Source organism: Parabacteroides sp. AF14-59 (assembly GCF_003479515.1).
GTDB lineage: Bacteria > Bacteroidota > Bacteroidia > Bacteroidales > Tannerellaceae > Parabacteroides > Parabacteroides faecis.
Genome location: NZ_QUHH01000025.1, coordinates 81,322 through 96,915 on the forward strand (window position 1 = coordinate 81,322; position 15,594 = coordinate 96,915).

The 15,594-nt window shown below is 39.3% G+C and carries 9 protein-coding genes; 1 reads left to right on the plus strand and 8 read right to left on the minus strand.

Going from position 1 to position 15,594, the window contains the following annotated elements; all coding sequences use genetic code 11:
• Nucleotides 1-3 precede the first annotated feature (3 nt).
• Nucleotides 4-1,722 carry a RagB/SusD family nutrient uptake outer membrane protein gene (locus DWW23_RS21305; protein ID WP_122355949.1) on the plus strand — a complete coding sequence of 573 codons (1,719 nt, stop codon included), beginning with the start codon at nucleotides 4-6 and terminating at the stop codon, nucleotides 1,720-1,722.
• 150 nt (nucleotides 1,723-1,872) lie between these two features.
• On the opposite strand, the gene purL is transcribed toward DWW23_RS21305, so the two are convergent.
• The 8 genes from purL to DWW23_RS26395 form a co-directional block, all read right to left on the minus strand.
• Nucleotides 1,873-5,562: a phosphoribosylformylglycinamidine synthase gene (gene purL, locus DWW23_RS21310; protein ID WP_122355951.1), complete on the minus strand. Its 3,690-nt coding sequence runs from the start codon at nucleotides 5,560-5,562 to the stop codon at nucleotides 1,873-1,875.
• A gap of 224 nt (nucleotides 5,563-5,786) precedes the next feature.
• Nucleotides 5,787-7,004, minus strand: coding sequence for a 6-bladed beta-propeller (locus DWW23_RS21315; protein WP_122355953.1), 1,218 nt, complete (start codon nucleotides 7,002-7,004; stop codon nucleotides 5,787-5,789).
• A 336-nt stretch (nucleotides 7,005-7,340) separates the two neighbouring features.
• Complete coding sequence (locus DWW23_RS21320; protein ID WP_122355955.1) at nucleotides 7,341-8,282, minus strand: HlyD family secretion protein; 942 nt, start codon at nucleotides 8,280-8,282, stop codon at nucleotides 7,341-7,343.
• Nucleotides 8,283-8,303: 21 nt separating this feature from the next.
• The gene (locus DWW23_RS21325) at nucleotides 8,304-10,196 is read right to left on the minus strand and encodes a glycosyltransferase (RefSeq protein WP_122355957.1); all 1,893 of its coding nucleotides are present in this window, start codon (nucleotides 10,194-10,196) and stop codon (nucleotides 8,304-8,306) included.
• Nucleotides 10,197-10,207: 11 nt separating this feature from the next.
• The gene (locus DWW23_RS21330) at nucleotides 10,208-12,406 is read right to left on the minus strand and encodes a peptidase domain-containing ABC transporter (RefSeq protein ID WP_122355959.1); all 2,199 of its coding nucleotides are present in this window, start codon (nucleotides 12,404-12,406) and stop codon (nucleotides 10,208-10,210) included.
• Between the two features lie 18 nt (nucleotides 12,407-12,424).
• Nucleotides 12,425-13,663: a hypothetical protein gene (locus DWW23_RS21335; protein WP_147382637.1), complete on the minus strand. Its 1,239-nt coding sequence runs from the start codon at nucleotides 13,661-13,663 to the stop codon at nucleotides 12,425-12,427.
• A gap of 11 nt (nucleotides 13,664-13,674) precedes the next feature.
• Entirely contained in the window at nucleotides 13,675-15,135 is a 1,461-nt protein-coding gene (locus tag DWW23_RS21340) for a radical SAM peptide maturase (RefSeq protein WP_122355963.1), read from the minus strand.
• Nucleotides 15,136-15,197: 62 nt separating this feature from the next.
• Entirely contained in the window at nucleotides 15,198-15,434 is a 237-nt protein-coding gene (locus tag DWW23_RS26395; protein ID WP_147382638.1) for a hypothetical protein, read from the minus strand.
• Nucleotides 15,435-15,594: the final 160 nt, after the last annotated feature.

Genomic DNA, 15,594 nt, shown 5'->3' on the forward strand with positions numbered 1-15,594 from the left:
AGCATGAAAAATATAAAATCACTTTGTACAGTCAGCCTGATGGCTACAGCCATGGCTTTCACTTCCTGTACGGATCTGACGGAGGAGCCATTCAATATATTGACAAGCGACAACTACTTCACAGACAAAGCATCTGTCGAAGCAACCGTACTCCGCCCCTACGAACACGCTCAATGGTGTGGATGGGACGGCGACCGCTGGCAGTTGCAGGAACTTACCGGCGACCATTTCGTCTGGACACAGAAAGGACGCCACGGCTACGACGACGGACAATGGGTCCGTCTGCACGAGCATAAATGGAATTACGATATGAACCAGATCAATGGAGGCTGGGTCGGTCCGTACCAGGGTATCCAACAGATCAATTCACTCCTTCGCGATTTCAATGTCCTGGACTTCCAGGCCATGGGGATCACGGATGAAGAGAAAAACAACTACATCGGCGAATTACGTACTTTGCGTGCCTGGTTCTATATCTTCCTGATCGACTTCTACCGGAATGTGCCTATCTTCACGGAAAAGGATGCACCGGACGAACTGCTCGCCCAGGCTACACCCGAAAAAGTATTCAGCTATATCGAGAGCGAACTGAAAGATGTATTGCCTCAACTGAAAAAAGAGAATATCGTCGGTCGTTTCACCCAGGCTCCTGCTGCGGCATTGCTGGCCCGTATCTATTTCAATTCGCAAGTGTGGCTTAACGTCGACCGTTCGGCAGACTGTAAAACATTCTGCGAAGATATCATTGCCGGTAAATACGGGGAATATCATATCAACCAGAACGATTACCGCGATCCATTCCGCTCCGGCATCAAAGGATACAGGTCACCTGAATTGTTGTTCGAATTCCCCCACAAACGCAATGTGTACCAGTTCGGCGGTTTCCATGATTCTTTCCTGCATTATACTTCCGGCCAGGCTTTGGGTAATCCCGACGGTGGCAACAATGGTATTCACATGACACCTTCACGGGATTTCGATGGCAACGTGTATCGTTTCGCCAGCCAACTGGGAACCCCGTATGAAAAGTATGCAGACTGCGATTACCGTAAACAACCGTTCCAGATCACCAGTGCCAACGGCGATTACGAAGGTTTCTTCATGATCGGAACCCAATACAAGTTCGACTATACAAAAGGATACGGCTACACGAACGAGACAGTAAAAGGAACGGAAGAATACAAAGGTGAACCGTTGATCTATGTAGATCAGGTCGGCCGTTTCTCCGAAGGTCTCAGCACGGCTAAAGAAAAAGGTTCACGCGTAACGACAGGAGAAGAAAATTCAGGCGTACGTTTCAATAAGTTCCCGTATCTGCAGGAAGGCGACGGACTATATATGTGCCAATCCGCACCGGAGATCCGTCTGACAGAAATCTATTATATGCTGGCAGAGATCAATTACAGAAGCGGCAACAAAGCTAAGGCTGCCGAACTGCTCGATTTTATCCGTGTCAGAAACTATCCGGCAGACGAATGGGGTAAATACAGCTATGTACAAAATCCGGCCCTGCTGACCGACCAGGAGTTTGTCGACGAATGGGGACGCGAGTTTATCGGCGAACGCCGCCGCCGTTCGGACCTGATCCGTTGGGGACGTTTCGGTAATGCCTGGTGGGATAAAGATGTCGATCCGTCGGATAAAGAATACACGATCTTCCCGATCCCTAAGCGCCAACTGGACGCCAACCCTCTGTTAAAACAAACGACAAAAGGCTGGTAATCATCTGATGAAACAACTATGAATAAGCGGCCGCATCTACTAACAATTCAGCACTTAATAATAAATTCCAGGCTGCTTATTCATAGAAAAAAAGGTTGCAACGTTCAGAACATTGCAACCTTTACTTTTATAAAGATGTATCTCTTTTTCTTATTTCTTGTTTTCTTCAATCCACTTGCGTGCATTTACAAAACCTTCAATCCACGGAGTTACTTCGTCACCTTTACGGTCAGCAGGATAATAACCGCACTGCCATGGGAACAAAGCACGTTCCAGGTGAGGCATCATAGCCATGTGGCGTCCGTCGTGTGAGCAGACACCGGCAACCGACCAGGGCGAACCGTTCGGGTTGGCAGGATAACCTTCGTAGTTGTATTTAAGAGCAATATGATATTCTTTCTCTTCGTATGGGAAGCTGAACTTTCCTTCTCCGTGTGTGATCCAGATACCCAGTTTCTGTCCGCTCATCGGACCGAACATCACTGAATGGTTCTTCGGAATCTCTACAGAGATAAAGTTAGACTCCAGTTTGTGAGAGTCGTTATGCAACATCTTATGTTTCTTTTCGTGTTCCGGATAAACCACACCCAGTTCAGCCATCAGCTGGCAACCGTTACAGATACCCAGACTCAACGTATCAGGACGTGCATAGAAGTTATCCAATGCTTTCTTAGCCTTTTCGTTATACAAGAAACCACCGGCCCATCCCTTGGCTGAACCTAAAACGTCGGAGTTGGAGAAACCACCGCAGAATACGATCATATTCACATCTTCCAGTGTTTCGCGTCCCGAAGCCAAGTCGGTCATGTGAACGTCTTTCACGTCGAAACCGGCCAGATACAATGCGTAAGATGTTTCACGTTCGCACTGGCAACCCTTTTCACGGATTACCGCAGCACGGATACCACTCTTACCTTTACGGTCGGGAGTCAGACCGTAGTCAGCCAGCTTACCGGTGAAATTCTTGCCGTATTTAAATTCCAGCGGCTGCATCTTATAGTTTTCGAAACGGTTGCCTGCGCATACGCTACCGCTCTGCTTGATATCCAGTTTGTAAGACGATTCGTACCATACGTCACGCATATAGTCGATACCGAAGTGATACTGAACACCGTCTTTTTCCACCAGGATATGACGTTCGGCAGTCGGTTTGGCAATGATAGCGAAACCGACACCGGCTTCTTCCATCAACTTTTCGAAAGTTTTCTTGTCTTTCACCTGTACCAGGATACCCGGGTTTTCAGCGAACAGGATCTTCACGATGTCAGTTTCAGACAGCTTATCCAGATTGACTTCCAGACCGCCTTCTACGTTTGCGAAGCACATTTCAAGCATGGTAGTAATCATACCACCGGCAGAAATATCGTGTCCGGCAAGGATCAGACCTTTCTCGATCGCATCCTGTACGGCGTTGAACGCATCTGCGAAATATTCGCTATCCTTCACGGTCGGCACTTCATTACCCAGCTTGTTCAAAGCCTGTGCAAAAGCAGAACCGCCCAACTTCATCGTATCGAACGAGAAGTCTATATAATATATGTAAGAATTCTTTTCGTGAGCCAATACCGGAGAAACGATCTTGCGGATATCGCTTACCTCAGCACCTGCCGAGATAATTACCGTACCCGGAGCGATCACCTTATCGTCGCCATACTTCTGTGTCATCGACAAAGAGTCTTTACCTGTCGGGATATTGATACCCAGTTCGCAGGCAAAATCAGAAGCGGCCTGAACAGCCGTGTACAGACGAGCGTCTTCTCCTTCGTTGCGGCACGGCCACATCCAGTTAGCACTCAAAGAAACACCGGTCAACTTATCAGCCAGCGGAGCGAATACGATATTCGTCAACGACTCAGCGATAGCCATTACCGAACCGGCAGCCGGATCGACCAAAGCCACCTGCGGAGCATGACCGATGGAAGTAGCGATACCAGCCTTTCCGCGGTAATCCAATGCTACGGCACCCAGGTCACTCAACGGCAACTGCAATTCACCCTGGCACTGCTGACGGGCGATCTTACCTGTTACGGAACGGTCTACCTTGTTGGTCAACCAGTCTTTACATGCAACAGCTTCGAGCTGAAGTACGTTTTCCAGGTAATGATGTATTTCTGAATCTTTGTAAACCACAGGAGCATAAGTTTCGCTCACTGTATGGTCTGTCATGATTGTTCTAGGCGGTTTACCGAACATATATTCCAGCTTAATGTCGATCGGTTTCACACCGTCGGCCTGCTCGAATACGAATTTCATATCGTTGGTCGTTTCACCTACTACATACATCGGAGAGCGTTCGCGGTCGGCAATGCGGCGTACGCGGGCAACGTCTTCTTCCTTCATCAGCAAGCCCATACGTTCCTGGCTCTCGTTTCCTACGATTTCCTTAGCAGAAAGCGTCGGGTCACCGACAGGTAACTGGCTCATATCGATATGTCCGCCGGTAGCTTCCACCAACTCAGACAGACAGTTCAGGTGACCGCCTGCACCATGGTCGTGAATAGAGATTACCGGATTGTTGTCAGACTCTGCAATCGCACGGATCACGTTCGATACACGTTTCTGCATTTCCGGGTTGGCACGCTGTACGGCGTTCAACTCGATACCGCTGGTGTACTGTCCTGTATTTACAGAAGATACGGCACCACCGCCCATACCGATACGGTAGTTGTCACCACCCAGCAGTACGACCTTTTCACCCGGCTGAGGATCACCCTTCAAAGCATCGCGCATATTGGCATAACCAACACCACCTGCCAGCATGATCACTTTATCATACCCATATTTCTTATTATTCTCTTCGTGTTCGAAAGTCAGTACCGAACCGCAGATCAGCGGCTGGCCGAACTTGTTACCAAAGTCGGAAGCACCGTTGGAAGCCTTGATCAGGATCTGTTCCGGTGTCTGGTACAACCAAGGACGCGGGTCCATGATCTTTTCCCATTCACGGGCACCCTCCGTACGCGGATAAGCAGTCATGTAAACGGCTGTACCAGCGATAGGCAAAGAAGCCTTACCTCCGCCCAGACGGTCACGGATCTCACCACCTGAACCGGTAGCAGCACCGTTGAACGGTTCAACCGTTGTCGGGAAGTTATGTGTTTCAGCTTTCAGAGAGATAACCGATTTATATACCTTTGTTTCATAGAAATCAGGTTTGTCACCGCTTGCCGGAGCAAACTGTTCGATCACCGGACCTTCATTGAAAGCCACATTATCTTTATAAGCAGAAACCAGTTTGTTCGGGTTTTCTGCCGATGTTTTCTTAATCAGGTTAAAGAGAGAGCTTTCTTTCTCTTCTCCGTCGATAACGAATGTACCGCCGAAGATCTTGTGACGGCAGTGTTCCGAATTTACCTGTGCAAAACCGTACACTTCGCTGTCGGTCAGCTTACGTTCCAGCTTCCGGCTTACTTCGTTCAGGTAAGACACCTCTTCAGCACTCAGCGCCAGCCCTTCCTGTTGGTTGTAAGCTGCAATATCTTCGATATAAACAATCGGATCCGGTTGTTTACTGATCGTGAAGATATCCTGGTTCAGTCCGTTGTAAATGCGTTGCAGCATCGGGTCGTGGTCTGCCTCACCGGAAGATACAGGGAAGTATTCTTCGATACGTGAGATACCGCTCAATCCCATGTTCTGGGTGATTTCCACGGCATTAGTACTCCACGGGGTGATCATTTCCCGGCGGGGACCAACATACCAGCCATCCAATGTTTCCGATTGAACGGGAGTTGCTTCACTAAACAACCAAACGAGCTTTTGAACATCTTCAGGAGAGAAAGCATGTGCCGCCTCAACAGCCAGCACCGTCTTTGTTGGAGATTGAAAGAATAGAATCATATCGTCGATTTATTAAGATATTCCAATAACAGACTGCAAAGATAGTAAATATGTAGCAGATAAAAATATTCATCTTTACATTATTAAATTTACAACCCTTCTCTCAGCATCTTTTTCTGTGGCAGGAAGAAACGTTCTATCAAACGAGAATCATCGGTTACTATTTCAGCAATCGTTTTCATTTCATAAAAATTGACGACAAACGCCCCTCTACTATGAATCGATCAATTACATTTATATATAATAAAGAGAGGATTACTATCTTCGTTCATATCACGATAGACAGCTGGAGCTTGTTCATCAAAATAGTTCAAATCTTTCAGATCTTGAATTTCTCCACCTGATAAAGTCTGAACATATATATTCTCTTTCGCATAATGGTATAATGGCCAGATAGGGGCTCCATTATCAATATCATTTTTAACACCTAAAACTCTTTTCGTTTTAGGCGCATAACTTTTTGTTTGTTTTCTACTTTTATTATATTGCAAAACGGTACCGCCTCTATCACTTGCATATCTCAAATATAAACAAGAGTCTGTTTCAAAAAAGCCCTCTCTATTAATAAATAGATAATTCAAATTATTCCCATCAAGAGAATTTGTATAATATTTAGAAGAGTAAGCCAATTGATAAATTTCTCCTCTGATAGGATTTTTTAAATCCAAATAATAAGCAGGAACAATTGTATCTCGCATTGCCCTATAAAGGATATTAATACCTCCGATTTTGTACAACACACTGTTTTTATGTGAAAAAAAGAACACACGCCTTAATCTGCAATTTTCAAGATCGCATTGTTTTACATACGATTTTCTTGAATAATACTTTTTCCCCAGAATATCAAACATACCAGAAACATAATTCAAGGAATCAGTCAAAGGAATTATAGATTCCCTAAAAGAAAAAAACACCTCATCACCTAAAGGCAACATAAAATCTATTTTATCGAACGGATATTCCAAGTTTCCTAAAAACTTTCCTTCAAAAGAAAAAACGGCTATACTATGTTTTCTTCTAAACTGCATTACATAGACCTTTTCTCTATATTCATCTACAAATATATGATGTGGATTAACCTGTTCAGGACCTTCACCAACCCTGGCGATTACTTTGATAAAATTACCTTTCCGATCATATTTCATTATTCCTCCATCATGAGAGAGCATTAAAAACATATAATCCTTTGTAAAAGCTATATCTATTATCTTTCCGATTATCTTTTTATTATCAATACGAACATACTCTATACTCTTAAATTCATTCTTTATCGATATATCATCATTATTATGTTGTGTATCACGCACTTTTACCACATCAGTTATGGTTGACAATTCAGCAGGATCTTCTATTATCATTTCCATACGTTTTTTATCACCTTGTTCATGACAAGAAAATAAGGCAATAACAAAAACAAATATGTATATCAATCTACTTGTCATAAAGTTTTTGTAATTTACACATTAATCAACTATATCCACAAACAACTAACTGACAGATGTTTATCCAGTTATTCCATCAGACTATCTATTATGATGGAAAGATAGCCATTTTCAGGGAGTTGGACAACTATTTCCGGATCCTTTTTATCAGCTTTTTTATGTGTATTCCATCTTTTTCAACGAGTACAATTATCCCAGTCAACACCCTGTATCATCAGCATTAAATCCAGCCAAGTCGTTTTGTAAATATGAAGCGGATGGAAAATATCATATATATAGAAAAATAGACCAGGCTATTATGAAAAAAAACAGCAAAGGATCGGTTACCTTTTAGATTTAAAGTCCTTCTTTCAGAATCTTTTTCAGAGGCTGGAAAAAGCGTTCTATCAAACGTAAATCATCAGTTACAATTTCGGCGGTAGCTTTCATTTCATAAAAAACAGGCAGTTTTTTTCCATAATTGGTAATCAATCCGTCAGGAAAAACAATCTCTACCATATAATTGTTTTCCGAGGGGACCAATGAGACAGATGACAAACGACCATTTACAATACCAAATTCCTGATCCGGAAAATTCGTAAAACGCACAATTACTCTCTGCCCAACCTTTACTTTTCCAGAACGTTGTAACGGCAACAACGCCCTCCCTATCCAACTCTCACCTTCTTTAGGCACAATACGGGCAAAAATATCTCCCGACGATAAATACTGATTCGGAGCCTCCTGAACAAGCAGTTGCACTCGTCCATCCGAGGGTGCTATCAGACAATACGACATCTCCCAGGTATGGATCGCCGCCAGCAACTGCCCGACAGAAGCACGGTAATCACGGGCAGAAACATCTTTCGATGCCAGATCCATATATGCCGGTTGAATATCACCCAGCAACCATACATCCTGTAATAAATAATAACTCAGTCGTTCCGGCTCACCCATATAACGAGCTAATAATTTCTTTAATCGAAGTACATCTTCCGTCTTCGCAGGATTCTCCACCACAGCCAGCAGAGCATCCATTTTCACTTCCTGCCCGTTAAAGACATAAAGTTCATTGATCTTTCCCGACGAACGGGCCACTGCCTTCACAACCGGTTCCCGGCTTGTCAATGTCATCTCCGTCTCAATCACATCCGGATAAATAAAAAAATAACTACCCACCAAAAGAGCCAGTACCACGACAAACAACAACGTAATACCCCATCGTACAATCCAGGCAGGGATTTGCCCCATCACCTCTTGTACCTCTTCACTACGTAATTCTATTTTTTTACCATCCATTGTTCCTACTATAGTTATTAGTTATCCGAGAACAGTATAAATCTGATCCATTATTGCAGATTCATTAAACAACCTCGCCCTTTCCAATGCCTTATTCCGTAAATCACTTCTCAACACAGCATTTTCAATTACGGATCTCAATGCCTTATACAACATATATTCATCTTGTTCCGTTATCAAGCCATATTTCCCCTTACCCAAAACTTCTTCTGAACCAGCATTCTTTGTTGCAACAACCGGTAGCCCCATACACAAAGCCTCACAAATTACAAGAGGAAAACCTTCAGACAAAGAAGAGGAAACAAAAATATCTGTTTCTCTCAAAAAAGGTATTGGATTTTTATGATACCCCTGTAAAAAAACAATATCCTCTAATGAAAACTCCTTGATCTGGTCTTCCAGTTTTACTCTTTGTTCTCCTTCTCCTACAATCCATAAATCAAAGTCCAGTCCATCCTCTACCAAACGCCGGACAGCTTGTATCAACAACAAATACCCCTTTACCGGGGTCAATCTCCCAATACTACATAATGTAAATTTTCTTTTCGTTATACCCACACAATCCAACTTATTCAAGAGTCCCGCCCGGTCAATAAGATTATAGACTACTAACAATTCGGATTTAACATCTCCAAACAACTTAAGATATTGCTCCTTCACATTATCACTCACAAAAACGATTTTATCCATTCTTTGAAAAATGCGATATTCATGTTCATCACTTTCATAATATTGCTTTATCCAATGATAATTATACAAATCCGCATGAACCCAAACTATTTTAACAGCAGTGCTATCCCTTTCCCCTATATATTTTGCAGCTAGTCCTTCTAAAAAAGCAATCTCTATATCATAAAATCGTTTTTTTATTTTTTCACTGTCCGGGAAGAACCACGAAACTTCCTCCGGTATATCTGCAAAATAGATTCCATCTTTAATTAGGACTAATAGATCAACAGCATATTTGTCATAATCAAATCTTTTCAAAACATCGATCAATAATTTTTCTGCACCGCCACCTCCCAATGTATCGATACAAAACAATATCCTGATTTTACCTTCCACTAAATGTATCTCTTCTTTTTCTCTAATATGAATATATGCATTCCGAACAAGCTCTTTACATTCTTCAAAAGTCAATTTATTACTATTTTGCAATTCAACAGCACTATTCAAAAAATCAAAATACGCAGGATCAAGCTCAATGATCTTATTCATAAGATAATCCAAATAATTACATTGGATATCTCTTTGATCTGCTTGTTCTAAACTTGGATCAGAAAATAAAGATATATTTTTTCCTGTTCGCACTTTCAATAACACCTCCGGTATATTGGCAAAAAGGTATCCTTTTATCATTAAATCAGTCCATATCTCATAATATTCCACAGATTCATGTCTCTGTACTTTTCCTAAACACATTTTTAGAAACTCTCCAAAAACATGCTTGCGCATTATCACCGACTGAGTATATATAGCTTTAGAAAACAGCATCTCAATAACAATATCATTATGCCGCACCTGATAAAAATGATTTACTATAGAATCTACATTTTCCGTTACCCAGGTACCACAAACATCAACATCTCCATGATTCTCCATAAAAGAAAATTGCATATGTAGTTTCCGGGGAATCATTAAATGATTTACATCCATTAGAACAACATATTTTCCCTTTATGCTTTCCATAACCTGTCTCCATACTCCCGGTTCTTTAAATGATACGACATTCAAAATTCTCAAGCGTATATCATCAAATTCCATATCATCCCAAGTATCTCCGTAGCTATTAGCCCTCTCCTTCACTACAAGAAGTTCAAAACCTGTAAACGATTGCATGAAGACACTATTCACAGTTTCCTGTAAATCTTCGTTTTCATCATCAACTATCAGAATAACACTAATCTCCGGCATATCAATATATTTTATGAACCCAATTCTAACTGATTCTTTACCAGCTTATAATATATTCCCCGCCGTGCTGTCAGTTCCTCATGCGTTCCTTCTTCCACGACCTGGCCTTTATCCAATACCACTATATTATCCGCATCTCGTACCGTACTCAGCCGGTGAGCCACAACAACCACTGTTCTTCCTTTATAGAACTGATGCAGATGCTCCATTATCTCACGTTCATTATTGGCATCCAAAGCATTCGTTGCTTCATCCAAAAAAATAAACTCAGGATTTTTATATACGGCCCTGGCGATCAGGATACGCTGCCTCTGCCCCTGACTTACACCATTCCCTTCCATACCGATCTTTGTATTATATCCTAGAGGCAAAGAATCAATAAAATCCCGGATATTAGCCACCGTCACTGCATGCAACAAACGTTCCTTATCAATCACTTCCTCTCCTATCGCAATATTCTTTGCGATCGAATCTGAAAAGAGAAAGCCATCCTGCATCACACACCCCGTACGGGCCCGCCACACATGCGGATTCATATTCTTCAAAGACAGATCACCTATTTTGATATTCCCTTTGTTCGGTTCATAAAACCCGAGTAATAATTTAATCAATGTCGTCTTTCCGCTTCCGCTGGCTCCGACAATAGCCGTCACCTTATGTTGTGGGATCGTCAGATTAATATGTTCCAACACATAATCCCGGTCTGCCCCGTCATAACTGAAACTCACATCCTCTATATATAAAGTCTGGTTCTCCGGTAAAGTATTTACTTTCAAAGCTAAAGTCTGCTCTTCATCTTCTCGTTGATGGATCTCACCCAAACGCTCCAAACTAATCTTTGCATCTTGAAATGAACGTGCAAAACCAATAAACTGTTCGATCGGTGAGGTCAACTGTCCTACAATATAAATCAATGACATCATCATACCCAACGTCATCTCACCCGAAACAACAGCCCGCGCGGCAAGGAAGGAAATAAGGATGTTGGTAGTTTGGTTAAAAAATACCGATCCTATTTGTTGATATTGCCCCAAAGCTAATCCCTTAATACTGATTTTAAATAACTTTACTTGAATACGCTCCCATTCCCAACGTTTTTCCGTCTCACAGTTATTCAATTTGATTTCTTGCATACCGGTTATCAGTTGAAACAAATTACTCTGCTCACTTGCCGCCTGCGCAAATCGTTTGATATCCAATTCCCGCCTATACTTCATAAACAGCAGAATCCAAGTAACATACAAACCATTTCCTAATAAGAACAACCCCAATATATTTAAGTCATAATAAGCCAATACAAAACCAAAAACGATGAAATTCACAAAAGAAAATAATGTACTAATAGAAGTCCCCGTCATAAATGCCTCAATACGGTTATGATCACCGATACGTTGCATAATATCACCCACCATCTTCGTATCGAAAAAATGAAGGGGTAAGCGCATAAGTTTTGCTAAAAAATCAGAGATTAAGGCTATATTAATTCGAGTATTAACATGCAATAATATCCAACTGCGAATAAAATCGACCGATAAGCGGGCTATAAAAATTACTAACTGTGCGATTAGGATCAAAGTAATAAAACTCAGATTACTATCCCGGATACCCGTATCAACCAAGCTTTGAGTAAGGAACGGCATAATCAATTGAAGGATACTTACCGTCAGCATACCTAATATCAACTGAAAAAGTTCCCGTTTATAGGGTGTCAGATAACGAAAAAAGTAAGATAATTTTCTGTTTTCCTGGTCCTCCACATCTTCCCGTTCATAAAAATCCGGACCAGGCTCAAGGAGCAAAGCCGTTCCAGTGTCTTTCCCTTCCACAGGGGTGCTAAACCAGCAACGCCCGAATTCATCCTCATCAAATACCCCCCGGCTAGCAGCCGGATCGGCTATATAATATTTCCCCTTTTTTATTTTGTAGCACACTACGAAATGACGTTGGTTCCAATGTAAAATGCAAGGCAATGAGATCTCTGTCTGTAATTGCTCCAATGTAATCCGAACCCCCATTGTACGAAACCCTATTTGTTCTGCTGCATCACTGATCCCTAACATAGATACGCCTTCACGGGTGATATAGGCATGTTCACGCAAATACCGAATCGCATAAGTACGACCGTAGTACTTCGCTATCATACGAAGGCAAGTGGGACCACAGTCAGCTGCATCAAGTTGATGAAAGTGGGGAAAATACTTTAATTGCATATAAGAAAACAATTATATTTATGTTTTATAAATATCACAAAAATCATATTTATTCATAAAATGTTCCATATCCGTAATAGAAGGACAAATATTCATAAAAATGCACTTCTTACAAGGACTCACTTTTTTTCTTGTCAAAAACCAATTACGACTATTTACTAATTCCAAGAAAATCACTTCTTTTAAACTAATATCTGGACTTACAACAGCTAATTTCCTGCAATTTATATCAGAAAAGATATCTCCATTTGGAAGAATCACAAGTGATCCAAACGTATTAACATTTAATATTGATTTTGATACAATTTCATTATGCTTCAATTTAACAGAGAAAAGATCTTTAACTGTATATGATAATATTCGACAACAAAAATCACGATTATTTTTATTACAATATGGGAGTATCAACATAGTATTATTTTCTATATTCAACATTTTCTTACAACCCCTATATTCACTTTCATTTTCAACTAATATTGACAAAATCACATTACTTGTATAAGATCGCAAAAGTTCATCCTTACCCTGTAGCCATAATATATATTGAATATTATCCTGTAGAATAAAATCTGTCCTATACTGATAAAAATGATGCGCAAACATATATATACTTAATCTATAAAATCTGGACTGATAAGAAATAAACTCCAGCAAATCTAATAAATTACCATCATTCACTTCTCCTATTACTAAATTTATCACCTCTAAATTAGGAAAGGAAACACTCAGTTCTCTTTTCACCCACTCAAGATCAAGTGTTATTGATTTTGAGTAAAAAGGATAACAATACTGTTTATAAGCAAATCTATGCTTATATATTTCAGAAGCAGAATTAATATGTAAAGTTATTTCATACAAATTATTAATAATATCAGTACCCATTCTATGTTTGAAATATTCAAAATCCTGTTGATTACTATTTAAATTTGAAGAAATTCTTTCATCATCTAAGCTATAGCTTTTAACATCAACCACAGGTTGAAAAACTAAAGGCAAATGCTCAACAGATTTCTCAATAATCTCACCAAACATTTTTTCTTTTACTTCATTTGCAAATGAAATAAATAAATGATTATCCAAAAGAGATTTTGATATTTTAAATCCATAATAAGGTTTATTATGAACCTTTGAAATCTTAGAGGCAAGTATTGGATCTTCAACTAAAATATGGCCACCATCTAGTAGACTGTATAACAAGGCCTTCCCTCTGCAATATCTTATATATATGTAGCTATAAAAAATAATATATTTACTCATTATCATCAAATTTATTGTATACTATTCTTATGAAGATTAAGTATCGATTTATTTCTCCTAATACTATTTATACTATTTTTCAAATACTGGGTCATTTCCTCTCGATTAATAGGCTGACAATCCAAATCTCTTTGAAAAAGACATGTCGTACAGGAATTAACACGATAACATTTAATACATTTTTGAGCTATTCTATCATAATAGCCATTATATCTATCTAAAATAGATTTATAATCAATCTTTACATTAAAATTTTCATCTATATACCCTAAAGGATAATCATGACCGACTTTTTCACAGGGATGGAACTTACCATCAGCAGAGACAAACAACTTATTCGCAAAAGGAGTACACGAAGCAGTTGGTATATGATTCATTTTCATATCCCCTGTCAATAAATGTCTATATCCTCTGTAATGGGAGCCTCCACATCCTTCAACAAATTTAAATGTTTGAGGAAGTATTGGATTGATTTTATGATGAATAACTGGAGAAATTAAATCTTTATTCAACTGAACAGCCCTATTAACACTTTGAAACATACTTTTATAGACTCCCTGATATTCTCTTTTCAAAGAAACACTCGTTAACTCTGAAAATATCGGAATCACATCAAAGTTTATCTTAAAAAAAGTAAGTATCTTCAATATGTCACTTCTATTATGGAATACAGCATTGAATGAAACATTTTTCTTAAAATACTCTGGGTAGTTATCTTTAAGTTGAACTAAATTTCTAAAAACTACAGGAAAAGAATCTGAATTATTTCGTGTCAATCTATACTTTGATGTCGATAAATCACCATCTAAACTCACTAACAAAGTAACATTATTTTCAACTAAGAAATCCATATATTTATCCAGAAGTAAACCGTTCGTAGTTATATTATAGTGGAAAGAGAAATTTTGCGTATTTAAATCTTTTGAATAACAGAGGATTTGTTTTAACAAATCAAACCTCAAAAGAGGCTCACCACCATAAAAACCAATAGAGACGCTTCTATTTATAGATGCTGCAGCATTAGAATTGAATTGTTTATAAAAAAAATCAATCACAGCTTTGGCAATGCCAAAAGATAAATCAACACTCTCATTCGGTGCGGAGGAATCATACATCTCACGATAGACACAATAAGTACACTTCAAATTACATTTTTGAGTTAATTCAAATGTTATCACTTTCAAATTAGACAGAGCCATTTCTATATCTTCCGCAAATAGTCGTCCATTTACAGTATAAGGATTATCTATTTTAAAGAATCCATTCTTATTTAGATAATCAAATCTTTTAAAAACATAATTCAGTTCCTCATCTCTATCTTTAAAAAAATAATTAGAGACAAACGTTTTAGGATTATTCAAATATTCAGTTATCAAATCATATAATTTTCGATCAATATTTATTATCTGATTTTTATAAACAGAATATAAATAATAATTTTTTGAATTATCAACAAATACTATAGGTTTCATATTAAGTCGTTAAAAAATACATTTTGGGGTCTAGGTTTTAGTCTAGACCCCAGTTTAATAAACTAAAGTGTGTAATAATCTGGATTCTTCTGATTGGATGAAATACCATGATTATGAGCTGAATCCGTTTCATTACTAGCATTTTTATCAGTAAAATGAGAATTGTTATAAAACAACTGCTCACGACATGTACAGCTACTAACACGACATGCATATAGACCATCCGGATTACAACTATAACCACCAAATAAGCGACTTTTCTCTGCCTTTGTTAATTTTAAAATCGACAACTTTTTCATACTACTACCTGTTAATTAATTAATTACATTCATATATAATAACGAGAGGATTACTATCTTCGTCCATATCACGATAGACAGCTGGAGCTTGTTCATTAAAATAGTTCAAATCTTTCAGATCTTGAATTTCTCCACCTGATAAAGTCTGAACATATATATT

Bases quoted from the DNA above. Each gene is read 5' to 3' on its own strand.
- DWW23_RS21305 (WP_122355949.1), top strand. From the start codon at position 4: ATGAAAAATATAAAATCACTTTGTACAGTCAGCCTGATGGCTACAGCC.
- purL (WP_122355951.1), bottom strand. From the start codon at position 5,562: ATGATTCTATTCTTTCAATCTCCAACAAAGACGGTGCTGGCTGTTGAG.
- DWW23_RS21315 (WP_122355953.1), bottom strand. From the start codon at position 7,004: ATGACAAGTAGATTGATATACATATTTGTTTTTGTTATTGCCTTATTT.
- DWW23_RS21320 (WP_122355955.1), bottom strand. From the start codon at position 8,282: ATGGATGGTAAAAAAATAGAATTACGTAGTGAAGAGGTACAAGAGGTG.
- DWW23_RS21325 (WP_122355957.1), bottom strand. From the start codon at position 10,196: ATGCCGGAGATTAGTGTTATTCTGATAGTTGATGATGAAAACGAAGAT.
- DWW23_RS21330 (WP_122355959.1), bottom strand. From the start codon at position 12,406: ATGCAATTAAAGTATTTTCCCCACTTTCATCAACTTGATGCAGCTGAC.
- DWW23_RS21335 (WP_147382637.1), bottom strand. From the start codon at position 13,663: ATGAGTAAATATATTATTTTTTATAGCTACATATATATAAGATATTGC.
- DWW23_RS21340 (WP_122355963.1), bottom strand. From the start codon at position 15,135: ATGAAACCTATAGTATTTGTTGATAATTCAAAAAATTATTATTTATAT.
- DWW23_RS26395 (WP_147382638.1), bottom strand. From the start codon at position 15,434: ATGAAAAAGTTGTCGATTTTAAAATTAACAAAGGCAGAGAAAAGTCGC.